At 73.8% G+C, this 22,620-nt stretch carries 24 protein-coding genes; 9 read left to right on the top strand and 15 right to left on the bottom strand.

Going from position 1 to position 22,620, the window contains the following annotated elements; translation table 11 throughout:
• Positions 1–43 precede the first annotated feature (43 nt).
• The 3 genes from yicI to HNR25_RS01890 all read left to right on the top strand — a co-directional run bounded on the left by yicI (position 44) and on the right by HNR25_RS01890 (position 4,019).
• On the top strand, positions 44–2,374 hold the full coding sequence (yicI, locus tag HNR25_RS01880) for an alpha-xylosidase (RefSeq protein WP_184632905.1): 2,331 nt from the start codon (positions 44–46) through the stop codon (positions 2,372–2,374).
• 136 nt (positions 2,375–2,510) lie between these two features.
• On the top strand, positions 2,511–3,128 hold the full coding sequence (locus tag HNR25_RS01885) for a hypothetical protein (RefSeq protein ID WP_184632907.1): 618 nt from the start codon (positions 2,511–2,513) through the stop codon (positions 3,126–3,128).
• Positions 3,129–3,179: 51 nt separating this feature from the next.
• Entirely contained in the window at positions 3,180–4,019 is an 840-nt protein-coding gene (locus HNR25_RS01890; RefSeq protein ID WP_184632909.1) for an aldo/keto reductase, read from the top strand.
• Between the two features lie 51 nt (positions 4,020–4,070).
• Here the strand turns inward: HNR25_RS01890 and HNR25_RS01895 are convergent, their stop codons facing one another.
• The 5 genes from HNR25_RS01895 to HNR25_RS01915 all read right to left on the bottom strand — a co-directional run bounded on the left by HNR25_RS01895 (position 4,071) and on the right by HNR25_RS01915 (position 9,053).
• Positions 4,071–5,396, bottom strand: a complete 1,326-nt coding sequence (locus HNR25_RS01895) for a hypothetical protein (RefSeq protein ID WP_221457408.1) — start codon at positions 5,394–5,396, stop codon at positions 4,071–4,073.
• A gap of 123 nt (positions 5,397–5,519) precedes the next feature.
• The gene (locus HNR25_RS01900; protein WP_184632913.1) at positions 5,520–6,182 is read right to left on the bottom strand and encodes a class I SAM-dependent methyltransferase; all 663 of its coding nucleotides are present in this window, start codon (positions 6,180–6,182) and stop codon (positions 5,520–5,522) included.
• Positions 6,182–6,934, bottom strand: coding sequence for a TIGR04282 family arsenosugar biosynthesis glycosyltransferase (locus tag HNR25_RS01905; protein WP_184632915.1), 753 nt, complete (start codon positions 6,932–6,934; stop codon positions 6,182–6,184). The genes HNR25_RS01900 and HNR25_RS01905 overlap by 1 nt, the downstream gene beginning before the upstream one ends.
• Positions 6,931–7,692, bottom strand: a complete 762-nt coding sequence (locus HNR25_RS01910) for a glycosyltransferase family 2 protein (RefSeq protein WP_184632917.1) — start codon at positions 7,690–7,692, stop codon at positions 6,931–6,933. Before HNR25_RS01910 ends, HNR25_RS01905 begins: the two co-directional genes overlap by 4 nt.
• 302 nt (positions 7,693–7,994) lie before the next feature.
• On the bottom strand, positions 7,995–9,053 hold the full coding sequence (locus HNR25_RS01915; RefSeq protein WP_184632919.1) for an NAD-dependent epimerase/dehydratase family protein: 1,059 nt from the start codon (positions 9,051–9,053) through the stop codon (positions 7,995–7,997).
• A gap of 125 nt (positions 9,054–9,178) precedes the next feature.
• Between HNR25_RS01915 and HNR25_RS01920 the strand changes: the two genes are divergently transcribed.
• The 5 genes from HNR25_RS01920 (at position 9,179) to HNR25_RS01935 (ending at position 12,175) form a co-directional block, all read left to right on the top strand.
• Entirely contained in the window at positions 9,179–9,604 is a 426-nt protein-coding gene (locus HNR25_RS01920; RefSeq protein ID WP_312862302.1) for a pyridoxamine 5'-phosphate oxidase family protein, read from the top strand.
• Complete coding sequence (locus HNR25_RS26725) at positions 9,604–9,759, top strand: hypothetical protein (RefSeq protein WP_312862303.1); 156 nt, start codon at positions 9,604–9,606, stop codon at positions 9,757–9,759. Before HNR25_RS01920 ends, HNR25_RS26725 begins: the two co-directional genes overlap by 1 nt.
• Positions 9,760–9,930: 171 nt before the next feature.
• Positions 9,931–10,668, top strand: a complete 738-nt coding sequence (locus HNR25_RS01925; RefSeq protein WP_246463501.1) for an SAM-dependent methyltransferase — start codon at positions 9,931–9,933, stop codon at positions 10,666–10,668.
• 132 nt (positions 10,669–10,800) lie between these two features.
• Positions 10,801–11,973 (top strand): IS4 family transposase, encoded by a 1,173-nt coding sequence (locus tag HNR25_RS01930; protein WP_026129722.1) that lies wholly within the window; start codon positions 10,801–10,803, stop codon positions 11,971–11,973.
• Complete coding sequence (locus tag HNR25_RS01935) at positions 11,954–12,175, top strand: hypothetical protein (RefSeq protein ID WP_184632921.1); 222 nt, start codon at positions 11,954–11,956, stop codon at positions 12,173–12,175. Before HNR25_RS01930 ends, HNR25_RS01935 begins: the two co-directional genes overlap by 20 nt.
• An 86-nt stretch (positions 12,176–12,261) precedes the next feature.
• Here HNR25_RS01935 and HNR25_RS01940 read toward each other — a convergent pair whose 3' ends face one another.
• The gene (locus HNR25_RS01940) at positions 12,262–12,600 is read right to left on the bottom strand and encodes a histone-like nucleoid-structuring protein Lsr2 (protein WP_184632923.1); all 339 of its coding nucleotides are present in this window, start codon (positions 12,598–12,600) and stop codon (positions 12,262–12,264) included.
• Between the two features lie 423 nt (positions 12,601–13,023).
• Here HNR25_RS01940 and HNR25_RS01945 point away from each other — a divergent pair, with 423 nt between their 5' ends.
• Positions 13,024–13,698, top strand: coding sequence for an HAD family hydrolase (locus HNR25_RS01945; RefSeq protein WP_184632925.1), 675 nt, complete (start codon positions 13,024–13,026; stop codon positions 13,696–13,698).
• 425 nt (positions 13,699–14,123) lie between these two features.
• Here HNR25_RS01945 and HNR25_RS01950 read toward each other — a convergent pair whose 3' ends face one another.
• The 9 genes from HNR25_RS01950 to HNR25_RS01990 all read right to left on the bottom strand — a co-directional run bounded on the left by HNR25_RS01950 (position 14,124) and on the right by HNR25_RS01990 (position 22,561).
• Entirely contained in the window at positions 14,124–14,729 is a 606-nt protein-coding gene (locus HNR25_RS01950) for a cysteine hydrolase family protein (RefSeq protein ID WP_184632928.1), read from the bottom strand.
• A 66-nt stretch (positions 14,730–14,795) separates the two neighbouring features.
• Positions 14,796–15,101, bottom strand: a complete 306-nt coding sequence (locus tag HNR25_RS01955; protein ID WP_184632930.1) for a GNAT family N-acetyltransferase — start codon at positions 15,099–15,101, stop codon at positions 14,796–14,798.
• Between the two features lie 223 nt (positions 15,102–15,324).
• Positions 15,325–16,749: a ribosome biogenesis GTPase Der gene (der, locus tag HNR25_RS01960; protein WP_184632932.1), complete on the bottom strand. Its 1,425-nt coding sequence runs from the start codon at positions 16,747–16,749 to the stop codon at positions 15,325–15,327.
• 297 nt (positions 16,750–17,046) lie between these two features.
• Positions 17,047–17,790, bottom strand: coding sequence for a (d)CMP kinase (gene cmk / locus HNR25_RS01965; protein ID WP_184632934.1), 744 nt, complete (start codon positions 17,788–17,790; stop codon positions 17,047–17,049).
• A gap of 134 nt (positions 17,791–17,924) precedes the next feature.
• Complete coding sequence (locus tag HNR25_RS01970; RefSeq protein ID WP_184632936.1) at positions 17,925–19,028, bottom strand: prephenate dehydrogenase; 1,104 nt, start codon at positions 19,026–19,028, stop codon at positions 17,925–17,927.
• Between the two features lie 188 nt (positions 19,029–19,216).
• Positions 19,217–19,579, bottom strand: a complete 363-nt coding sequence (aroH, locus tag HNR25_RS01975) for a chorismate mutase (protein WP_184632938.1) — start codon at positions 19,577–19,579, stop codon at positions 19,217–19,219.
• A gap of 78 nt (positions 19,580–19,657) precedes the next feature.
• Positions 19,658–21,148 (bottom strand): pseudouridine synthase, encoded by a 1,491-nt coding sequence (locus HNR25_RS26730; protein WP_184632940.1) that lies wholly within the window; start codon positions 21,146–21,148, stop codon positions 19,658–19,660.
• Complete coding sequence (gene scpB, locus HNR25_RS01985) at positions 21,132–21,737, bottom strand: SMC-Scp complex subunit ScpB (protein ID WP_376767408.1); 606 nt, start codon at positions 21,735–21,737, stop codon at positions 21,132–21,134. Before scpB ends, HNR25_RS26730 begins: the two co-directional genes overlap by 17 nt.
• A complete protein-coding gene (locus tag HNR25_RS01990; RefSeq protein WP_184632942.1) occupies positions 21,734–22,561 on the bottom strand; it encodes a segregation and condensation protein A in 828 nt (275 codons plus the stop codon). Before HNR25_RS01990 ends, scpB begins: the two co-directional genes overlap by 4 nt.
• Positions 22,562–22,620: the final 59 nt, after the last annotated feature.

The raw sequence follows: 22,620 nt of genomic DNA on the forward strand, positions 1-22,620 counted from the left end.
TCCCCACGCAGCCATCCGCCTACGACGACACGAAGGCCGCCGAATGAAGTTCACCGACGGGTTCTGGCAGACACGGGAGGGCGTGCGCGCCAGTTATGCGCGCGAGGCCCGCGACGTCCGCGTCGACGACGACAGCATGACCCTCTACGCCCCCGTCCGCAGGATCACCCACCGCGGCGACACCCTGAACACGCCGCAACTGACGGTGGAGGCCTGGTCTCCGGCCCCCGGGGTGATCGGAGTGCAGACCACGCACCTGGCCGGTTCCGTCCGCCCCACCCCGGAATTCGACGTGCGGTCCGACCCCGCCGCGGCGCCCGAGACGCGTCGGGACGGCTCGGTCGTGGAGCTGGCCAGCGGGGAGCTCGCGCTGCGGGTCGACACCGAGGGACCGTGGCGGATGGATTTCCGCGCCCGCGGACGCACCCTGACGTCGGTGGGCGACCGCGGCACGGGCTTCGCCGAGACCTCCGACGGCGCCCACCACATGCTCACGCAGCTCAACCTGGGGGTGCGTGAGCTGGTCTACGGTCTGGGCGAGCGGTTCACGCCGCTGGTGCGCAACGGCCAGCCGGTCGACATCTGGCAGGCCGACGGCGGCACCAGCAGCGAGCAGGCCTACAAGAACGTGCCGTTCTACCTGACCAACCGGGGATACGGGGTATTCGTCGACCACACCGGCCCGGTGTCCTTCGAGGTCGGGTCGGAGTCGGTGGGCACGGTGCAGTTCAGCGTCGAGGACCAGGCGCTGCGCTACTACGTGATCGAGGGCTCCACCCCCAAGGAGATCCTGGAGCGCTACACCGCGCTGACGGGGCGCCCGGCGCTGGTGCCGCCGTGGTCGCTGGGGTTGTGGCTGTCGACGTCGTTCACCACCGACTACGACGAGCAGACGGTGACCGGGTTCGTCGACGGCATGGCCGAGCGGGGCATCCCGCTGAGCGTGTTCCACTTCGACTGCTTCTGGATGCGCGAGTTCCACTGGTGCGACATGCGGTGGGACCCCGAGCGGTTTCCCGACCCCGAGGGCATGCTGTCCCGCCTCAAGCGGCGCGGGCTGCGGGTGTGCGTGTGGATCAATCCCTACATCGCCCAGCGCTCGGAGCTGTTCGAGGAGGGCCGGCGGCTGGGCCACCTGGTGCGCCGGCCCGACGGCAGCGTGTGGCAGTGGGACATGTGGCAGGCGGGCATGGCGCTGGTGGACTTCACCAGCCCGGCGGCGCGGGACTGGTACGCCGGCAAGCTGCGCGCGCTGCTGGACATGGGCGTGGACTGCTTCAAGACCGACTTCGGCGAGCGCATCCCCACCGACGTCGCCTGGTCCGACGGTGCGGACCCCCAGGGCATGCACAACTACTACACGCACCTGTTCAACACCACGGTGTTCGACCTGCTGCGCGAGGAGCGCGGCGCGAACGAAGCGGTGGTCTTCGCGCGGTCGGCGACCGCGGGCGGCCAGTCCTTCCCGGTGCACTGGGGCGGCGACTGCGCCTCCACCTACGGGGCCATGGCCGAGAACCTGCGCGGCGGGCTGTCGCTGGGGCTGTCGGGCTTCGGATTCTGGAGCCACGACATCGGCGGTTTCGAGGGCACCCCCGACGCCGGGTTGTTCAAGCGGTGGCTGGTGTTCGGGCTGCTCTCCTCGCACAGCCGGCTGCACGGCAGCGGCTCCTACCGGGTGCCGTGGGCCTTCGACGAGGAAGCCGGCGACATCGCCCGCAGATTCACCCGGCTCAAGCACCGGCTGATGCCCTACCTGTTCGGCGCAGCGGTGCAGGCCCACGAGCGCGGGGTCCCGGTGATGCGGGCGATGCTGCTGGAGTTCCCCGACGACCCCACCTGCCACCACCTGGAGACCCAGTACATGCTGGGTTCCGACCTGCTGGTGGCGCCGGTCTTCTCCGGCGACGGCGAGGTCGAGTACTACGTTCCCGAAGGCGAATGGCGGCATCTGCTCACCGGCGAAGCGGTGCAGGGGCCCGCGTGGCGGCGGGAGGAGCACGCCTTCGACTCGCTGCCGCTGCTGGTGCGCCCGGGCGCGGTACTGCCGATGGGCGCGGTGCAGGAGCGGCCCGACTACGACTTCGCCGACGGGGTGACGCTGTGCGTCTACCCGGGCGGCGGCACCGAACCCGTGCGCACGGAGGTCCCGGCCGCCGACGGTTCGCCCGCCGCGGTGTTCACCTCCCGGCGGGACGGCGACACGGTGGTGGTCGAATCCGCGACCGGGGACGTGCCCGCGTGGAACGTGCTGGTCGTGGGTGCCTCCGCGGACACGCCGGCGGAGGGCGCCCGGAGCGTGACCGGAACCGCCGACGGGCTTCGGGTGGAGGCCGCGGCCGGCACGCGGCGGGTCCGGATCGCGCCGGCCTGAGTCGGCGCCGGCGACGCGGGTGCGGGGGCCCGGGGGCTCCCCGCACCCGCGTCCCCCGGGCCCGGCACGGACCGCCTCCGGTGTGTGGCAGGCTTTTCCGCACCCGCACCCTGCCGCAGGACAAGGAGGCGCCGCCGTGGTCGACGCCCGAAGGGACGCGTTCAAGCCGGGCAGGACGCCCGGCGATGCCCGATTCCGCCGCTGGTTCGCCGGACCGCCGGGATGGACGCTCGGCGGCCTCGCCGCAGGCAACGCGGTGGTCAGCCTGTGGACCTACTCGGTGCCCGGCGGCTATCTCGTGCCGCTGCCGGCGACCACGGCGGTCTGGGCGTGCCTGCTGCTGGCGGTGGGGATCAAGGCGCTGATGCAGCCCGTGTTCGGTGTGCCGGGCGGACGGCCCGGCTGGCACTCCTGGGCGCGGTGGGGCGCGGTGCTGGGGACCGTGGCAGCCGCGTGGGCGCTCGTCCAGACCGGAGTGCCCGTGCGGGCGGGGACCGCCTGGGCCGAACCGGCGGTGGCCGCCTACGCCGCCGATTCCCGGTCCGCCCAGACTCCCGAGCGGTTCGGCCCCTACCGTGTCCAAAGCGCCGGGAACCTCGGCGACCAGGAGGGCGCGCGCTTCCTGGTGGAAGGAGCGGGGTTCCTCGACGACACCGGCTTCGCCTACAGCCCCGGCGGTCCCCCTCCCGATTCGGTCCACGGCGAGTACGCGCACCTGCACGGTCCCTGGTACTCTTGGACCCGGGAGCTCTGAGCCGGGCGACACATGAGCGGGCGCCCTCGAAGATCGAGCTAGGCTGGGCGGATGCGTGGAGTCGATTCTTACGAACTGAACGACGGGAACTCTCTGCCCGTGGTGGGTTTCGGCACGGTATCGCTGCGCGGCGACGAAGGGGTGGCGGCGATGCGCGCCGCCCTGGAAAACGGCTACCGGCTGCTCGACACCGCCGTCAACTACGGCAACGAGGAGGCGGTCGGTCAGGCGGTGCGCGCATCCAGCGTGGCTCCGGAGGACGTGCGCATCACCACGAAGATCCCCGGCCGACACCACGAGTACTCCCTGGCCGTGAAATCGGTCGAGGAATCCCTGCGCAGGCTCGGGTCCGACTGCATCGATCTGTGCCTGATCCACTGGCCCAATCCGAGTGTCGGCAAATACGTCGAAGCGTGGCGCGCCTTGGTCGACGCCCGCGAGCGGGGCCTGGTGCGGTCCATCGGCGTCAGCAACTTCACCGAGCACCACCTGCGCGCCGTCATAGACGACAGCGGGGTCGCACCCGCGGTCAACCAGATCGAGCTGCACCCGTACTTCCCGCAGGCCGCGATGCGCCGGGTCAACGACGGGCTCGGAATCCGGACGCAGTCGTGGAGCCCCTTGGGCAAGCACAGCGCCCCGTTCGCCGAGCGGCCGGTGGCCGAAGCCGCGGCTGCGCACGGCGCCACCCCGGCGCAGGTGATCCTGCGCTGGCAGCTGCAGCTCGGTGCACTGCCCGTTCCGAAGTCGGCGGACCCGCAGCGGCAGCAGGAGAACCTCGACCTGTTCGGCTTCGAACTCACCGATGCCGAGGTCGCGGCGATCAGTGGGCTGGGCAAGGACGACGGGCGCCTGTTCGGCGGGGACCCGGACGTCCACGAGGAGTTTTAGCCGCGCATCCCGCGGTGCCGGGCGCCCGGCGCCGCGGGATGCGTCCCGTCGTCACCAGCCGTTGAGCAGCAGGTGGTTGGCCGCCAGGGCAAGCGCGGCCTGCACAGCCAGCCACACCCGGTGGTCGCGCGCGGGCAGCAGCGCCGCAGCCGGGACCACCCACACCACGAACGGCAGCCAGATCCGCTCGGTCTCGCCTTTGCTCATCCCGGACAGGTCGGCGGCGGCGATCGCCAGCGCCGCGGCGGTCGCCAGCACCACCAGGGCGTCGGCCCCCTCGGGAGGCGCGCGGCGCAGGCGCTTCACGGCGCCCGGGGCGGCGAGCACGGCGCGGCGCAGCCCGGCGATCGCCGCGGGGCCCGCGGTGATCACCACGACGGCGAGATTGGCCCAGGCCCAGTAGTACTGGGGCCGCTCGCCGCCCACCCCCTGGAAGTAGCGCGTGACCAGCAGGTCGTAGCCCTCCAGCCACCAGAACCCCGCGGCGGTGAACGCCGCGGCGACCGCCGCCGCGCCGACCACCGCCAGGGGCAGCGGGCGCAGAGTGCGCGTGCAGGCCACCACCGCCAGGGCGAGGATCGCCGCCAGGGTCAGGCCGTAGGACAGGTACAGCACCCAGCCCAGAAGCAGGCCCGCCCCCAGCGCCGCGGCCCAGCGTGCGGCGGTGCGCTCCGCCGTCCCGGCCAGGGCGAGCAGCGCCAGCCCCCAGGCGGTGACCGCCGCGAAGTAGCCGTCGGCCGACGTGCCCACCCACACCGCGGCGGGCGCCAGCACGACGAACGGCGCGGCCAGGCGCGCCGCCGGCGCGGCGCCGAGCGCGCGCAGAGCGATCAGGATCGCCGCCGCGGCCGAGGTTCCCACGACGATGCAGAACACGCCCGCCCAGGCGCCTCCGCCCAACCCGATGCGGTCCAGTCCGACGAAGGTCAGCATCGCGCCGGGCGGGTGCCCGGCGACGTGGGCCGGCCAGTTTCCCGGCACGTCGATGAGGATGTGGTCGGTGAAGCCGCGCAGCGCCGCGCCAGCGTCGTCCCAGCGGTCCATGGCCAACAGGTACTCGTGCTTGGCGCGCAGGCGGCCCGCGATGCCCTGCTCCCAGCCGTCGACCAGGGCGAGCGCGAAAGTCCAGGCCATAGTCGCGCCCCAGGCCGACAGCACCAGCGTGCGCCAGCGCAATCGGGCCGCGACGGTCGGCCCCCAGCCCGCTACGGCAACGGCGATCGCCAGCGCGGGCAGGGTTCCGGGGCCGACGTGGGGCGCCCAGTCCGACGACAGCGGCTCCCAGTCGACGTAGAGCTTCTGCCCGGCCCGCTCGATCAGCACGCCGGCGACGGCGGCGAGGGCGACCAGCACGGCGGCGGCCACCGCCGTGATCACGTCGGGACGGCGGGCGGACCGAACGGGGCGGTCCTGCGGCGCTGCTCCGGGGGCCGGGGACGGCGTCGGCCGGCTACCCACGGCACGGCCCCGGTGCCGCGCAGCCGTCGGCGTCGCCGCCCGTCACGCTCTGCGCAGGGCGGCGAACACCCTGCTTCGCATGTTCCACGTCTCGGTCACCTCCAGACCCGCGTTGGCCGCCGCGGCGGCCAACGCGTTCACACCCACGCGCGCCCACCGGAACGGGGCGCTGCACCGGCCCCGGCCGTCGCAGACGTGCACCGCCATCCGCTCGTCGACGTCCTCGCCCGCCGCCTCGACCAGCAGCCGGCCGTTCGGAGCAACGACATCGGCCAACCGCGCGAACAGCCGTTCGGGGGCGCCGCCGATCCCGATGTTGCCGTCCAGCAGCAGCACCGTGCCCCAGCGGCCCTCGCCGGGCAGCCGGTCGAACACGCTGCGGCACAGCGCCCGGCCGCCGGCCTCCCGGGCGCGCCGCACCGCGTCCGGGTGGGCGTCCACGCCCAGGGCCCGGCACCCGCGTCCGGCGAGGTCGGCCACGATCCGCCCGGGGCCGCAGCCGACGTCGAGCACCGTGCCGCGGCAGCGCCGCAGGACGGCGGTGTCGGCGGAGTCGGGGCGGGCGCACCAGCGTTCGATCTCCAATGGCAGCACCCTCCCGTCCGCGCAGCGCAGGAACAACGGGCCGCGCCCGGTGCCCAGCGCTCGGGAGTAGGGATCGGCGGCGCGGTCCGCTCCCCACGCGTGCGCGGTTCCGGGTGCCATCAGGCGCCTGCCGAACCGCGGCGCCGCCAGGCCGCGGCGAACCGGCTTCCGGGGGCGGCGCGGGCGACGCGGGCCGCGGCTTCGGGCGTGTCGGCGTCGACCAGCGCGGGCAGGTCGCCTACCCGCAGGCCGGCGCGCACGAGGCGCTCGCGCTGGATCGCGCCGGTGCGGTCGGTGGACATGGGAACGCCGCGCAGCAGCCGCGGGTCGGGCTCGGCCATGCCCAGCGCCCAGAACCCGCCGTCCTCGGCGGGCCCGAACCAGGCGTCGGCGCGGTGCCAGGCGTCGGCGGCCAGCGCCGGGCCGAGCACGGCCGGGGTGGCCTGCGGTGTGTCCATGCCGATCAGCAGCGTGGGCCCCGAGCAGGCGGCGAAGGCCGCGGCGAGCCGCTCGTCGAGGCCGCCCGGGGCCTGCCCGACGACCTCGAAACCGCGTTCGGGCAGCCACGGCCCCGGGGCGCCGCTGAGCACCAGCACTCTGCGCCGGACCGGTGCGGCCAGCGCCGTGTCCAGCGTGTCGGCCAGGGCAGCGGCGGCGACGTCGGCGGCCTCCTGCGCGGTGCACGCGGGTGCCAGCCGCGTCTTCACCCGGCCCGGGACGGGTTCCTTGGCGATGACCAGCAACGCCGTCGGCCCGGTGGGGGCGTCGCGGCCCGCCGGGGGCGGGGCGGGTGCGTGCTCCGGGAGGGGCGGGGGCCGCGTGCCCGGGTCCGCCGCGGCGGGGCCGTCGCGGCGGCCGCCCGGCGCCGTCATCGCGCCTCCTCGGACGGGCGGGCCGGCGCGGGCGGCCGGCTCAGCACCGACCGCATGTCGCGCACGGCCGTCCAAGTGCCCCGCCAGGTTCCGGTGACTTTGGAGCGTCCGCTGCGGGGGGTGTAGGCGACGTCGACCTCGCCGATGCGCCAGCCCGCGTCGGCGGCGTGCACCACCATCTGCAGCGGATAGCCGGAGCGCCGGTCGGTGAGACCGAGACCCAGGAGTGCGCTGCGGCGCGCGGCGCGCATCGGCCCGATGTCGCCCAGGCGCACCCCGGTGCGCCGCCGGAGCATGCGCACCACGGCGGCGTTGCCCGCACGCGCGTGCACGGGCCAGGCCCGGCGGACGGTGGGCCGGCGCCGGCCCACCACGAGGTCGGCGGCGCCGCTGCGCACCGACTCGACCATCGGCGCGAGCAGCGCGGGGTCCAAGGAGCCGTCGCAGTCGCAGAAGCAGACGTACTCCGCTGCGGCGGCGCGCAGACCGGCGTGGCAGGCCGCGCCGAACCCGCGCCGGGGCTCGGTGACGACGCGTGCGCCCGCCTGCGCCGCGACGCCCGCGGATCCGTCGGTGGATCCGTTGTCGACGACGATCGCCCGCCATCCCGGTGGTATGCGGTCCAGCACCCACGGCAGGGCCGCGGCCTCGTCCAGGCACGGCAGCACCACCTCGGCAAGCGGGGGCCCGTGCGCGGTGCCGTCGCGCCCCGCCGCCGATTCCTCCTCCGAGCCGCCGCGCGGCTCGCCTTCGCCCATGGCACCTCCTGCGCCGGTGGCGGCGGTGCGCGCATAGGCGCCGGGCCCGCGGTGTCGGCGGTGCCGCGGACCCGGCACCCTCCGGCGGTGCCCGGCCGATGGCCGGACCCGCCGGTGCTCGCCCCGTCGCCGACGGACTGACGAAAGGTCAGAGTGCGTTCACTCTTCGTTCTCTCCTACCCCGCTACGCCGTAGTAGCGACCAGGAACACCACTCGTCGTTCGGAGCCGGCGGCGGTGGAGCGACCCGGAACGGCCGCCGTTTCTCGACGGAGCACGGGGGGCGGGCGGGCTCCGCCTCCGTCAGCCGGCCGGTGCGGAGGCCGCACCGGGCGGCGCCGCGGCGAACTCGGCCATACCCTCCGCGAATCCGACGCGGGGACGCCAATCCGACTCCTCCATCAACCTCCGGGAGGAGGCCGTGATGTGGCGGACGTCGCCGAGCCGGTACTCGCCGGTGACGCGGGGGGACGGCCCCCCGTGGGCCCGGGACAGCTCCTCGGCCGTCTCCCCGACGGTGTGCGGTGTTCCGCTGCCGGCGTTGTAGGCCCGCAGGGTGCCGTCCTCGCGGTCGGCGAGGGCACCGAGCGCGGCGGTGTTGGCGCCGGCGATGTCGCGCACGTGCACGAAGTCGCGCCGCTGCCGCCCGTCCTCGAAGACCGCGGGCGCTTCGCCGCGCGCCAGCGCCGACCGGAAGAACGAGGCGACGCCGGCGTAGGGCGTGTCGCGGGGCATTCCGGGACCGTAGACGTTGTGGTAGCGCAGCGCGATCGCGCGCCCGCCCGTCGAACGGGCCCAGGCGGCGGCGAGGTGCTCTTGGGCGAGTTTCGTGGCGGCGTAGACGCTGCGGGGGTCGGTCGCAGCGTCCTCGGACACCGCTCCGGGTTCCACGGCGGCGCCGCACTCGGGGCACGGCGGTTCGAACCGCCCCGCGTCCAGCTCGGCGGGCCGCCGCGGCCCGGGGCTGACGTCGCCGTGGCGGGGGCAGGTGTAGCGGCCCTCCCCGTAGACCACCATCGACCCGGCCAGCACCAGATCGCCGACCCCGGCGCGCGCCATCGCCGCCAGCAGCACGGCGGTGCCCAGGTCGTTCACTCCGACGTAGGCGGGCGCGTCGTCGAAGTCGGGCGACAGCCCCACCATCGCCGCCTGGTGGCATACGGCGCCGACGCCGCCCAGCGCCGCCTCGACCGCTTCGGCGTCGCGGACGTCGCACGTGATGCGCTCGGCGTTGCCGCCTGCGCCCGCCCGGTCGTGCGGCGGCCGCGTGTCCAGCACGACCGGTTCGTGCCCGGCGCCGGCGAGCGCGGCGACGACATGGGACCCGATGAACCCGGCTCCGCCGGTGACGAGTATGCGCATGCCCGTGAAGCTACGCCGGATCCGGGATTCGGCGCCACAACCCGGGCGGTGCCGGACGGTGCCGCCGGTCGGATCTCCCCCGCCGCCGGCCCCGGGTCTCGCCGGGTCGGGGGCGCGGCGGCGGTATGGGCAAGGTCTACGACCGCATCGACGAACGACTGCACCGCTTCATCGACGAGCAGCCGGTCTTCTTCGTGGCCACAGCGCCGATTTCGGGAAGCGGCCGCGTCAACCTCTCGCCGAAAGGCCGCGCCGGATCGCCGGCCGTGGTCGACGAGCACACCCTGGCCTACCTCGACTTCAGCGGCAGCCACGCCGAGACCCTCGCCCACCTGCGCGAAAACGGCAGAATCACGCTCATGTGGTGCGCGTTCACGGGACCGCCCACGGTTGTGCGCGTGCACGGACGCGGACGTCCCGTGTTCCGCGACGACCCCGGATTCGCGGAGTCGGCGGCCGCCTTCTCCGGCGCCGACGCCCCGGGGGCCGCGCCGTGGTCGTGGTCGACGCCGAGCGGATCAGCGACAGCTGCGGTTTCGCGGTCCCGCTGATGGATTACCGGGAGGAGCGCTCCCTGCACGCCGACCTTTTCGGCCGCGAATCCGATGCGGAGTTCGCCGAGTACTGCGCGGCCAAGGAGTACAACGCCGCCAGCATCGACGGCCTCCCCGCGCTCCCCCTGCCGCTGCCGCCCCGGCCCGCCTGACCGCCGCACCGGGACGGGACCGGCCGGCCGACCTACGATGGCCGCAACCGCGTCCCCCACACCCGCGGAGGTTTGCGAGGATGTCCCAGGATCGCGACGACCGGAACGACGCGCAGTGGCCGCCGCCGGGCCTGGACACCGGCACGCCGACCGTCGCGCGCCTACGACGCGTTGCTGGGAGGCCGGGACAACTACGCGGCCGACCGGGAACTGGCGGAGTACGCGACCCGCAGCGTCCCCGGCCTGAAGGAGTCGGCGGAGGAGAACCGCAAGGTGCTGGTGCGCGGCGTGCGGCACCTGGCGGCCGAGGCCGGCATCGACCAGTTCCTCGATCTGGGCAGCGGCCTGCCCACCGTGCAGAACACCCACGAGGTCGCCCAGGCGCACAACCCGGATGCGCGGGTGGTCTACGTCGACATCGACCCGCTGGTGGCCGTGCACGGGCGGGCGCTGCTCGCCGGGAACGCCAACGCCCGGGTCGTGACCGGCGACGTGCGCCGTCCCGCGGCGGTATTGGGCAGTCCCGAGGCGCACGCGCTGCTCGACTTCGACCGCCCCGTCGCCCTGATGCTCGTGGGGATGCTGCACTACCTCTCGCCCGACGTCGCCGACACGGTGGTCGGCGCCTACCGCGACGCCCTCGCCCCGGGCAGCTGCCTGTTCGCCACATCGCTGGTGGACACCGGGCTGCCCGCGCAGCGGGAACTCGCCCGGATCACACGCGAGAACCTGGAGGAAGGATGGGCGCGCACACCCGAGGAGATCGCCTACCACTTCGGTGATTTCGGCCTCATCGAACCGGGCGTGAGCTACACCGCTCTGTGGCGCCCCGACGAACTCGTCGACAGCGACAACCTGACGCCCGGCGAGCAGCTGGGCATGGCCGGAATCGGGTTCAAGAAAAGCTGAGACGACTTCGGGGGCGGGCCGCCGGCCCCAACACCGTTGTTTTAGGGCATCTTCGCTGGTAAGGGCCTCGGGGTGGTGCGAGCCTGGCACCGAGGGTTCGCGGCCGCCTCTACCCGCGGGATACTCGATGGCGTGACGAACGCGGCTGACCGCGCCTCTTTCGGGGTGCTGACCCAGACCTTCGACCCGCACCTGGTCGAGGAGGTGGCCACCCGGGGCGGCGCCCTCCAGCAACGGCGGCGCGAGCTGCCCGCACGGCTGACCCTGTACTTGGTCCTGGCGCTGTGGCTGTGGCGCAACCTCTCCTACAAAGAGGTCTGGCGCAGGCTGGCTGACGGCTGCGCGTTCAGCGGCGGGGCCCGGGAGTTGGCCGTGCCGGCCTCGGGCGCGCCCGAGGCCTCCAGCGTGAGCCGGGCCCGGCAGCGGCTGGGCACCGAACCCCTCACGCTGCTCTTCGCCCGCACCGCCGGGCCCCTGGCCGAGAGCGACACCCCGGGAGCATGGTGGCGCGGCTACCGCCTGACTGCGGTGGACGGCACCTGCCTGGACACCCCCGACACCACCGCGAACCGGGCCGCGTTCGGCGGCCCCTCTGAGGGGGCCTTCCCTCAACTGCGTCTGGTCGCCCACTGCGAGATCGGCACCCGCTGCCTCATCGACGCGTCCTTCGACGCCTACACCACCAGCGAGAAAGCCCTGTGCGAGCGCATGGCGGCCTCGTTCGCGCCCGACATGCTCACGGTCTTCGACTCGGGGTTTTGCGGCAGCGACCTGTACTGCACGATCACCGCCACCGGCGCCCAGGTCATCATGCGCGCCGGCGCCCAGTTCGCCCTGGCCCCCGTCGAGGTCCTGGCCGACGGCTCCTACACCGCGCACCTGTCCAAGGGCGGTCCGCTGGTGCGTGTGGTCGAGTACACCGTCTACACCGACACCGTCACCGCACACGGCGGCCACACCACGGCCGGGGAGACGATCACCCTGGTCACCAGCCTGATCGACCCGGTGCTCCACCCCATCGCCGACTTCCCGGGGCTGTACGCGGCCCGCTGGGAATCGGAGATCCTCTACGACGCGGTCAAGACCGAACTGCGCGGCGGAACGACGGTGCGGTTCCGCTCCCAGAGTCCCGACCTCATCCGTCAGGAGGCCTGGGCGCTGCTGCTGGTCTATCAGGCGGTCTCGGACCTGATCACCCGCGCCGCCGGGTACGCACAGCTCGATCCCGACCGCATCAGCTTCACCACCGCGCTCAACACCGCCCGCCGCTCGGTCAACCGGACCGGTGGGCGTTTTTCCCCCTGAGGACCTGGCCGTACTGGACGTGTGGGCCTTCGACGAGCTCTGGGACGACCTGCTGCCCCGGCGGCGCCGGCGGTCCGCACCCCGTGAGGTCACCCGGCGCTCCTTCCGGTTCCTCACCCGCAAGCGCGCCACACCCGCCTCGGGTAGAACCCGACATCGCGTCCACATCTGGCGCCTCACCCCACCAGCGAAAACACCCTAAAACAACGGTGTTGGCCGCCGGCCCGCCCCCGAAGTCGTCTCCTGTGCGGGATCCGCCCACCCGGTGAGCGATCCCCGCATTCGGTCTCAGCGATGCGCGGCCTCGTATTCGGCCACGATCTCAGCCGGAATACGCCCGCGGTCGTTTACCTGCTTGCCGGCCTGCTTGGCCCAGGAGCGGATCTCCGACGCCCGGCGGCTGCTTCCGCCTCCGGTTTTCTTGCGCCCCTGCTGCCCCCGGCGGCCGGACTGCGGAACCTTGCGCGCCCCCTGCAAATACTGGGAGAGGGCCGCGCGGAGCTCATTCGCGTTTTCGGAACTGAGATCGATCTGGTAGCTCTTCCCGTCGACGCCGAACTCGACCGACTCATCGGCGGTTCCACCGTCCAGGTCGTCGACGAGCGTGACTTCAACCTTCCGAGACATGCCGGTACCTCGATCTTCTCAATCAGCGCCATGGGATTCGCTTCCTCGGCAACCACTATAGGAAATAACCCAACGAAAACCAAACGGGGGAGAACTTTACCTTTGATTCCCCCTCCCTTTCGGGTATTCCGCGCCGGTTGGCGGGGGCGGACGGTCCGGTCGGAGGGTGCGCCCACCGCCGTAGGGGTCCTCCGGCGGCCGGGGACGGGCCGTATCCTGCTAGACGGCGCCACCGCGGCCGGCGCTTCCCGGTGCGTGCCGGATCACGACGCCGGAGGCGCCGGTCCGCGCCGGTCGGCCGGACGCGGCCTCCGGGCGGGCGGCGGCGGCTGCGATGCTGGTGGACGACCCTGCCGGCGCGACTGCGCCGACCCGGGCCGAGGACCGCTGCATGGGCGCAAGCGGTGGGATGATGGGAGAAGCATGGCGTTGACGTCCGAGCTGACCGGTGCTCCGCGGCCGCAGGCGGTGCTGTGGGACCTGGACGGCACCCTCGTGGACTCCGAGCCGCTGTGGGGCGTCGCCTTGAGCGAGGTGGCCGCCGAGCTGGGCCGGCCGCTGACGCCGGAGGTGCGCGAGGCCATCACCGGAACCGACGACCGGACGACCATGCGGCTGCTGGCCCGCCACACCGGCACCGACGCCACCGAGGACGAACTGGACGCGCTGCGCGACCGCATCGTGGGGCGCGTCGCCGGCCTCCTGGAGGGCGAGGTCCCCGTACTGGAAGGGGCGCTGGACGCGGTCCACGGGCTGCGCGCGGCAGGCGTCCCGCTGGCCCTGGTCACCTCCTCGCCGCGGCGGGTCGCCGAGATCTCGCTGGCCGCGCTGGGCCCCGGCCTCTTCGACGCCGTGGTCACCGCCGGAGAGGTCACCCGGCGCAAACCCGAACCCGAGCCCTACCTGCTGGGAGCCCGGGAACTCGACGTCGACCCGGCGCGCTGCTGGGCGGTGGAGGACTCCCCCAGCGGCGCCCTGGCCGCCGAACGAGCGGGCTGCCGCGTCCTGCTCGCGCCGGGAGCGCTCGCGGCGGCGCGCACCCCGGGCCGGGTGGAGCTGGCGACACTGGCCGAGGTGCTGGCGGTGCGGGCCGCCTGACGGCTCACCCGGGGGCGCCGGCGCCCCCGGCCGCCCCGCGTTCCCGGGTCCGCCGCCGGACGGCGGGCTCTGGATACCGCGGGTGCGGCCCCGGTGCGAGACCGCACCCGTGCGGCGCCGGGCCGCCCGGCAACACCGGCCGGCTTCGGCCGGTCCGGTCTGAACGGCGGTCGGGCCGTCAGCGTCCTCGGCACGCGGCCGTCACACGCCCTGTCCGGCGCCGTGCGGCAGACCGGCGTCGGCCTCGCAGTCGCCGCCCTGGAAATCGGTCTCGCTGACCCGTCCCCACCGGCCCGTGTCGGACTCGGTCAGCGCCCACCAGGTGTTCGAGTACCCGGCGAACCGGCAGACACGGCGTTTCCGTCCTCCACGCGCACGCGGCTTTCCCCACCGAGTACGGCCACGAGGGGTGCTCCGACGCTCTCTCACCCCAGCCGGTCGAGGGCCTGCTGCGCGCTCAGGCAGCCGGCGGTGGCCAGGTCCAGATCGGCGAGGGAAGCCTCGTGGGCGGCCGGGTCGCCCGCTGCGACGCAGTCGGAGACCGGGTGGACGGTGAAGCCGAGTTCGGTGCCGTGGCGCGCGGTCTGCTCGACGGTGAGGTTGGTGGCCACCCCGGTGACGAGCAGGGTGTCGATCCCCAGCGCCGCCAAGCGTCCGGGCAGCTCGCCGGACAGGCCCGACAGACGCTGGCCGTCGACGACGAGGTCGCCCTCGGCCGGGCCCGTCTCGGCGATCAGAGCGGCTCCGGGAGCGTCGGGCCGGAAGCGCTCTTGGGCGTCGCCGACGGCGGCCATGAACGCGGTGTTGCGGACCAGGGCGCCTTCGCCTTCGGGAACGGTGAACCGGGTGAAGACCACGCTCGCACCCGCCGACCGGGCCGCGGCGTGGAACCGCGCGGCCCGCTCGATGACGCCGCTGCTGCGCACGGGGCCGCTGAGCATAGCGCCGAAGAAGCCCTCGGGACGGGTGGTGTTCACCTGCCAGTGCAGGGCCAGGACCGCTGTGGACCGCGCCGGGATCGTCGAAGCCATGGGCCGATCGTGCCACGGGCGCATTCCGTCCGCGGCGCCGCCCCTCGACGTCCCCGCGCGCGGCGCTCAGTCGCTCACGGTACCGGTTCGGGCCTGGTAGACGAGGTCGGCGTAGTCGCGGTGGCGCTGGATCCAGCCTTTGACGAACGGGCAGACCGGCAGCACGGCCAGGCCGCGGCGGCGGACGTCGTCGAGGGCCCCGCGCACCAGTGCACCGCCCACCCCGTAGCCCTCGTAGGCGGAGTCGACCTCGGTGTGGGTGAAGACCACAAGCTCGTCGGTCGTCTGGTATTCCGCGAAACCGGCGACCTCGCCTCCGGTTCGGGCCTCGTAGCGCTTTCGGTCGGGGACGTCGGTGACCTCGATGTCCATGGCTGCTCCTGTACGTCGCCGGACGGCGGCTCGCGCGGCCGCGCCGCCGGCACCGAGTCTGCCAGGTGCCGTCCGGCGCCGGGCGGACCTCCGGGGCGCCGACGTGTCGGGGCGGCGGCACGGGCGGGCCGGACGGCTCCGAGCACGCGCCCCGCCCGCCAACGCCGACGGGCGCTGCCCGCTCCGATGCTCTCGGTGCGGGCAGGGCCCGTCGGCGAGGGCCTCAGCGCCGCCAGTCGCGGCGGGTGCTGCCGCGGGCGGCCTTGCGCCCGCCGCCCTTGCCCTGCTTTTCGCGGATGCGCATGGTCAGCTTGATCGGACTGCCGTGGAAGCCGAAGTCCTCGCGCAGGCGCCGCTCGATGAAGCGGCGGTAGTTGTCCTCCAGGAACCCCGTGGTGAACAGCACGAACTGCGGAGGCCGGGCGTCGGCCTGGGTGGCGAACAGGATCTTGGGCTGCTTGCCCCCGCGCACCGGCGGCGGAGTGGCCGCCACCAGCTCCTTGAGCCAGCCGTTGAGACGGCCGGTGGAGATGCGGGTGTCCCACCCCGCGAGACTGGTCTCCAGCGCGGGCACGAGGCGCTCCACGTGGCGGCCGGTACTGGCGGAGATGTTGACGCGCGGTGCCCAGGAGACCCGGGAGAGCTGGCGGTCGATCTCCTTCTCCAGGTAGTAGCGCCGCTCGTCGTCGAGCGTGTCCCACTTGTTGAACGCCAGCACCAGTGCGCGGCCCGCTTCCACGACCTGCTCGACCACGCGGATGTCCTGCTCGGCGAGCGGCTCGCTGACGTCCATCAGCACCACGGCCACCTCGGCGCGGTCCAGCGCCTGCGACGTGCGCACGGTGGCGTAGTAGTCGGCGCCCTGCAGTGCACGGAAGCGGCGGCGGATCCCCGCGGTGTCGATGAAGGTCCACGGTCGACCGCCCAACTCCACGACCTCGTCGACCGCGTCGCGGGTCGTGCCGGCCTTGGTGTCCACGACCACGCGGTCCTCGCGGGCGATCCGGTTGAGCAGGCTGGACTTGCCGACGTTGGGCCTGCCCACCAGGGCGATCCGGCGCGGAGCGTCCTCGTCCTCGCCCTCCCCCTCGGGCGTCTCCGGCAGCACGGCGGTCACGGCGTCGAGCATGTCGCCGGTGCCGCGCCCGTGCAGGGCGCTGATCGGGAACGGCTCGCCGATGCCGAGGTTCCACAGCGCCAGGGCGTCGGGCTCCTGCAGCTCCCCGTCGACCTTGTTGGCGGCGAGGACGACCGGCTTGCCGGAGCGGTGCAGCACACGCGCGACCGCTTCGTCGGCGTCGGTGGCGCCCACGGTGGCGTCGACGACGAACAGGATGGCGTCAGCGGCCCGGGCGGCGTACTCGGCCTGGCCGGCGACGCTGCCCGCGAGCCCGGAGGCGCCCGTCTCCCATCCGCCCGTGTCGACCAGGGTGAACTCCTGTGATTGCCACTCGGAGTCGTAGGCGACCCGGTCGCGGGTGACGCCGGGGACGTCCTCCACGACCGCCTCGCGCCGGCCGATGATGCGGTTGACCAGGGACGACTTTCCGACGTTGGGCCGACCGACCACGGCGACCACGGGTTTGACCTCGGTTTCCTCGTCGCCGCCGTCGGGCGGCCCGTCGAGGTCGGGGTTGTTCTCACTCATATGCCTGACTCCCGGTTTCGCCGCCCCGCGCGCCCAGGATCGCGTGCCGCGGAGCGGAATGACGGCCGTGCCCGCACCGGGCACGGCTGGTTTCCGGGCGGCGGCCGTGGGGCCGCCGCCCCTTGGTGCGCGGCCGGCGCCGTGCCGGCCCGCTGTGGCCGAGCTCCTCCGCCGGCAAGTCCGCGTGCGGGTCGCCGATCCGCGATCCCGCCTACCCGCGGTTTCCCTGCCCGCCGGGCCTGCGCCGCCGGCGGGAGGCCGCCGGACGGCCCTGCCCGCATGCGGCGGCGCACCGCCCTAACGGGCGGCGGAGCTCTCGGCCCGCCCCTCCCCGGCCGTCTGCGCCGCGCCGGAACCGCCGGCGCGGTCGACCAGTTCGAGCACGATCGCCACGACGTCGTCGAGCCCCAGGCCGGTGGTCTCCAGCTCCAGGGCGTCGGCGGTCTGCGTCAGGGGCGAGTCTTCGCGGCTGGAGTCGATCCGGTCGCGGCGAACGAGGTCGGCCTGGACGGCACCGACGTCGCCGCCGAGTTCACCGCTGCGCCGGTCGGCTCTGGCCGCGGCGCTGGCGGTCAGGTAGATCTTGACCGCGGCGTCGGGGGCCACGACGGTGGTGATGTCGCGCCCTTCGACGACGATACCTCCGGCTCGGCGCCGCCCCCGCGCGATGACCTCGCGCTGCTCGGCGACGAGCCGGTTCCGCACCGCAGGCACCGCGCTGACGGCGCTCACCTGCGCGGTGACCTCCCGGGTGCGGATCTCGCGGGCGACGTCCCTGCCGTCCACACGGACTGTGGGGTCGGCGGGGTCGGTGCCCATCGTGATGTCCGGGCGCCCGGCCGCCTCCGCGACGGCTGCCGCGTCGTCGACGTCGATCCGGTGGTGCTGCATCCACCAGGTCATGGCCCGATACATCGCCCCGGTGTCGAGATACCACAAACCGCGCGCCGAGGCGACGCCCCTGGCCGTGCTGGATTTGCCCGACCCCGAGGGACCGTCGATGGCCACGACGGTTCCCTCGGCGCTGCCTTGCGCGCTCACGTGGTGTTCTCCTCCGGGATGTACTGCATCCATCTCATCTCAACGGTTCAGCCTACAGGCGCCGGCGGCTCTTCGGCACCGCCGTGCCGGCGGCGGAGCGCGGGGTCCGGCGGGTGCGCGCCCGCCGGGTTCCGTCAGTGGACCGAATAGCCGCGCTCGCGCAGCACGCTCGCGAGGCGCTCGGCGGCGTCGGGTGCCACGGACAGCTGGGCCACGCCCATCGGCAGGCCGTAGGAGTGGTCCAGGCGCACGTCCTCGATGTTGACTCCGGATTCTCCGGCGGTGCGGAAGAGCCGCCCCAAGGCGTCGGGCTCGTCGGGGACGAGCACCGGCACCACCGCGTATTCGGGGGTGCGCCCGCCGCCGTGCTTTCCGGGTACACGCCCGCGGCCGCGCACACCGCGCTCCAGCAGTCCGCCGACGGCCTCGGGCGCGGGGCCGGTGGAGGCGGCGCCCTCGGCGGCGGCCCCGCGCAACGCGGCGGCGGAGGCGCTCAGGTCGGCGGAGACGGCTTCCAGCACGTCGGCGACCGGTCCGGCGTTGTGGCTGAGGATCTCCCACCACAACCGGGGGTCGCCGGCGGCGATGCGGGTGACGTCGCGCACGCCTTGGCCCGCCAGGGACAGCGCCGTGTCGTCGCCCTCCAGCAGCCGCGCCGCGACGGCGGCCGCGGCGACATGGGGGGCGTGGGAGACCAGGGCAACGGCGCGGTCGTGGGCGGCGGCGTCGATAGGCACCGGCCGGGCGCCGCACAGGCGGATCACCTCGCGGACCGCGGCCACGGCGCCGGAGTCGGCTTTGCCGGTGGGGCACAGCGCCCAGGAGCGGCCGAGGAACAGGTCGGCGCGGGCGGCGCTGGGGCCGCTGCGCTCGCCGCCGGCCATGGGGTGCCCGGGGACGAAGGTGGCCATGTCGCAGCCGGCCCGCTCGGCCGCGGCGACGACGCCGTCTTTGACACTGGCGGCGTCGGTGTAGACGTGGGCCAGGCCGCGGTCCTGGGCGCTGCGCACCGCGGCGGGAACGGCCGAGGGCGGTGCGGCGACGACGGCGATGTCGGCGGGGCGGGCGGGGGCGTCCTCGCCGAGCGGCTCGCCGGCTCCGAGTTCGCAGGACAACCGCAGGGCGGCGGGGTCGGGGTCGCTGATGGCGACCCGGGTGCCGTTCTCGCGCAGCGCCAGTGCGATCGAGGTTCCGACCAGCCCGGCTCCCATGACGACCGCGCGTTCGATCCTGGCCACGTCGCTCCTTGTCCTGATACTTCCCGCACCCGGCCTTGTGGTACGCGCACGGCTGTGCGCTGCACCGGCACCGGTCCGTCCGGGTTCCAGCGTAGTCGACGGCCCCGCCCCGCCGCCGCGGGCGGAGGGGTGCGCAGGCCGGAGCCGGCGAACCGGATTCCCGGGAGCCCGGGGGCTCCGGAACCCGTCTACTGGGCGATGTCCAGGCGCAGGGCCTGGGCGCCGCGCAGGTAGACGTGGTGCAGATCGGCGCGGGACCGATCGGTCTCGATGTGGGCCATCAGGCGCACGACGCGGGGCAGGGCGCGGGGCACCGCGATCTCGCTGGCGCACATCAGCGGAACCTCGCTGAAGCCGAGCTTGCGCGCCGCCAGCGCCGGGAACTCGGCGGTGAGGTCGGGGGTGGAGGTGAACAGCACGCTGATGACGTCCTCGGTGGTGATCCCGTTGCGCTGGAGGACCTCCGATACCAGTTCGGCGGTGGCCTCCAGGATCTGGTCGCGCTCGTCCGCGTCGACCTGCACCGCGCCCCGGATCGCTCGTACTGCCACTTCTCGTCCGTCCTTCGTCGTCGAAACAGCGGACCCCCGTCGGCGGCGTGCGCCGACGGGGGGTGAAGACGCCGCCGGCTACATGCCTGCGGCGGTATAGAGCTCGCTGACCTCGGCGGCTGTCAGCGCGCGCATGGTCCCCGGCTTGAGGGTGTTGATACCCACGGGGCCGATCTGGCTGCGGGCGAGCTCGATCGCCGGGTGGTCCACGGCCTCCAGCAGGCGGCGCACGATGTGCTTGCGCCCCTCGTGCAACTGGACTTCGACCAGGGCGTGCGGTTCGCCGTTCTCGACGATCCGGAACGCGTCGACCTTGACGGGGCCGTCGTCGAGATCGATGCCGGCGCGGACGCGGCGGCCGATCTCGCGCGGTATCGGGCCGGGGACCTTGGCGACGTAGGTCTTGACCACCTGGTAGCTCGGGTGGGTCAACCGGTTGGCCAGCTCGCCGTCGTTGGTGAGCAGGATCAGGCCTTCGGTCTCGGTGTCGAGGCGGCCCACGTGGAACAGGCGGTCCTCGGTGGTTCCGGTGTAGTCGGCCAGAGTGGGGCGGCCCTCGGGGTCCCACATGGTGCTCACCACGCCGCGCGGCTTGTGCAGCGCGAAGTAGCGCTTTTCCGGCGACACGGCGACGAGCATGCCGTCGACGCGGATCTCGGACGCCTCGGGGTCGACGCGGGCGCCGAACCGGCGCACGGTGTGCCCGTCGACGCTGACGCGCCCTTCGACGATCAGCTCCTCGCTGGCGCGCCGACTGGCGACGCCAGCTTGGGCCAGGGCTTTCTGCAGTCGGATGCCGCCCGGGACGTCGGTGTAGGCGTCGCGGTCGTCGCCGGGGCGGTCGTCGTCGCCGGGGTCGTACTCGGTGCGCAGCGTGTTGAGCCGGGCGCGGGCGGCACGCGAAAGGTCGCGCTCGGCGTCGCCGCCGCCGCGCGGCACGCCGCTGTCGCGGTTGTCGCGGGGCGCGGGACGCCGACCGGCCGGGCGGTCCTCGCGGCGGGCGTAGACGCGCGAGGCGGGGCGCTTCTCCCCCGATCCGTCCTGCTGTTCTCCGCGTTTGGCGCCGCGGCCGCGCTCGGCCTCGGCGCGCAGTACGGGATCGCGGTAGTTGCTGCCGCCCCCGTGGTTCTGGCGTCCGGGACGGTCGGCGCTCTGGCGGGACCGGCGCTCGCCGGAGCCGCCGCGGGACCGGTCGGAACCTTTCGCCTGGCCGCGCGCGGGCGAACCGCTTCCGGACGCACCGGGGCCCTTGGCCTGGCTGCGCGCGGGCGAACCCCCGCGGGAGGGCCCGCCGGAGGAGCCGCCGCCCTTGTCCTGACCGCGGGCGGACGCACCGCCACCGGACGCACCGGAGCCCTTGGCCTGGCCGCGCGCGGGCGAACCCCCGCGGGCCGGACCCGATCCCTTGGCCTGGCCGCGCGCGGGCGAACCGCCGCCGCGCCCCCGGCCCTTGTCGGGGTTGTTCTGGTCGCCGCGCTCACCGCGCGGGGCGGACCGGCCGCGCCCGGCGCGGCGGTCGTCGGCGTCCCGCTCACCGCGGGACTGGGAATTCTTATGTGGCTTGTTCACCGGTGTCGTCAAAACCTTCGATGTCGTCAGGCAGGAACGGGGCGAGATCGGGCAGCTCGTCCAGATCGCGCAGGCCGAGCCGCTCCAGGAAGTAGTTCGTCGTGCGGAACAGGTGCGCGCCGGACTCCGAGTCGTGCCCGGCTTCCTCGATGAGCCCCCTCAATACAAGGGTACGCATAACGCCGTCACAGTTCACACCGCGTACGGCCGACACCCGGCCCCGCGAGACCGGCTGGCGGTAGGCCACCACCGCCAGGGTTTCGAGGGCGGCCTGGGTCAACCGCACTTCCTGGCCCTCCTTGAGGAAATGCTCGACGACGCCTGCGCATTCCGGGCGGGTGTAGAAGCGCCAGCCGTCGGCGACCCGGCGCAGGTCGAAACCGCGGTCCTGGTCGGTGTACTCGCGGGAGAGCTCTTCCAGCACCCGTGTGATCTCTGCGACCGAGCGGTCGAAGGCGCGGGCGAGTTCGTACTCGGGCACGGGCTGGTCCACCACCATGAGCACGGCCTCCAGGCCCCGCCGCAGAGCGGCCGCCGATACGGGCGCATCGGCCCCGGTGCCGGTGTCCTGCTGATCTGCCGTGCTCACGCACCCTCCTCGGCGCCGTGCTTGGTCTGGTCGAACTCGTCGGAGACGGCGATCGCGTCCCCCTCGCCGCCGGTCCAGATCACTGTCAGCTCGGCGAGCGGTTCCGGCTGGTCGAAGTCGACGCCGCCCGCACGGTAGAGCTCCAGAAGCGCCAGGAACCGCGCGACGACCTCGAACGTACCGCCGCAGTCCGCGGTCAGCTCGGCGAACGTGAGACTGCCGTGCTCGCGCAGCGCGCGCACCACGATGTCGGCCTGCTCGCGCACCGACGTGCGCGTCTGGTGGATGTGGGTGACCGGTACGCTCGGCGGCTCTTCGGGCGTGAACACCCGCGCCGCCAGCATCGCGAACTCCTGGGGGCCGAGCTTGATGAACACGTCGGGCCGCGCACCGGCGAAGCGCTCCTCCATCCGGACGGCACGCGGGAAGCGGCGCCCCTGCGCGGCCAGGCGCTCCGACAGCATGCCGGCGACCTGCTTGTAGGCGCGGTACTGCAGCAGCCGCGCGAACAGCAGGTCGCGGGCCTCCAGCAGAGCGAGGTCGGCCTCGTCGTCGATCTCCCCGCGCGGCAGCAGCCGCGCCGCTTTCAGATCCAGCAGCGTGGCCGCCACCACGAGGAAGTGGCTGGCCTGGTCCAGGTCCCAGGACTCGCCGTGGGCCCGGATGTAGGCCATGAACTCGTCGGTGACCTTCGACAGGGACACCTCGGTGATATCGAGTCTGTGCTTGGAGATGAGCCCCAACAGCAGGTCGAAGGGCCCCTCGAAGTTGTCGAGGTGGACGTGGAACCCGCCGTCGGCGGCCTCCTCCTCGTCAGCCGCCATACGGCGGGATCGTGTCAGGTCGGTTCATCGTCCCAGGTTGCCACCGCACACCGGCGGAC

This window comes from Streptomonospora salina (genome assembly GCF_014204715.1).
In the GTDB taxonomy this organism is placed as follows: Bacteria; Actinomycetota; Actinomycetes; order Streptosporangiales; family Streptosporangiaceae; genus Streptomonospora; species Streptomonospora salina.

What these genes read in the sequence shown, in the direction of transcription:
- yicI (WP_184632905.1), top strand. Translation starts at nt 44, where the DNA reads ATGAAGTTCACCGACGGGTTCTGGCAGACACGGGAGGGCGTGCGCGCC.
- HNR25_RS01890 (WP_184632909.1), top strand. Translation starts at nt 3,180, where the DNA reads ATGCGTGGAGTCGATTCTTACGAACTGAACGACGGGAACTCTCTGCCC.
- HNR25_RS01900 (WP_184632913.1), bottom strand. Translation starts at nt 6,182, where the DNA reads ATGGCACCCGGAACCGCGCACGCGTGGGGAGCGGACCGCGCCGCCGAT.
- HNR25_RS01905 (WP_184632915.1), bottom strand. Translation starts at nt 6,934, where the DNA reads ATGACGGCGCCGGGCGGCCGCCGCGACGGCCCCGCCGCGGCGGACCCG.
- HNR25_RS01910 (WP_184632917.1), bottom strand. Translation starts at nt 7,692, where the DNA reads ATGGGCGAAGGCGAGCCGCGCGGCGGCTCGGAGGAGGAATCGGCGGCG.
- HNR25_RS01915 (WP_184632919.1), bottom strand. Translation starts at nt 9,053, where the DNA reads ATGCGCATACTCGTCACCGGCGGAGCCGGGTTCATCGGGTCCCATGTC.
- HNR25_RS01920 (WP_312862302.1), top strand. Translation starts at nt 9,179, where the DNA reads ATGGGCAAGGTCTACGACCGCATCGACGAACGACTGCACCGCTTCATC.
- HNR25_RS26725 (WP_312862303.1), top strand. Translation starts at nt 9,604, where the DNA reads ATGGATTACCGGGAGGAGCGCTCCCTGCACGCCGACCTTTTCGGCCGC.
- HNR25_RS01940 (WP_184632923.1), bottom strand. Translation starts at nt 12,600, where the DNA reads ATGTCTCGGAAGGTTGAAGTCACGCTCGTCGACGACCTGGACGGTGGA.
- HNR25_RS01945 (WP_184632925.1), top strand. Translation starts at nt 13,024, where the DNA reads ATGGCGTTGACGTCCGAGCTGACCGGTGCTCCGCGGCCGCAGGCGGTG.
- HNR25_RS01950 (WP_184632928.1), bottom strand. Translation starts at nt 14,729, where the DNA reads ATGGCTTCGACGATCCCGGCGCGGTCCACAGCGGTCCTGGCCCTGCAC.
- HNR25_RS01955 (WP_184632930.1), bottom strand. Translation starts at nt 15,101, where the DNA reads ATGGACATCGAGGTCACCGACGTCCCCGACCGAAAGCGCTACGAGGCC.
- der (WP_184632932.1), bottom strand. Translation starts at nt 16,749, where the DNA reads ATGAGTGAGAACAACCCCGACCTCGACGGGCCGCCCGACGGCGGCGAC.
- HNR25_RS01990 (WP_184632942.1), bottom strand. Translation starts at nt 22,561, where the DNA reads ATGGCGGCTGACGAGGAGGAGGCCGCCGACGGCGGGTTCCACGTCCAC.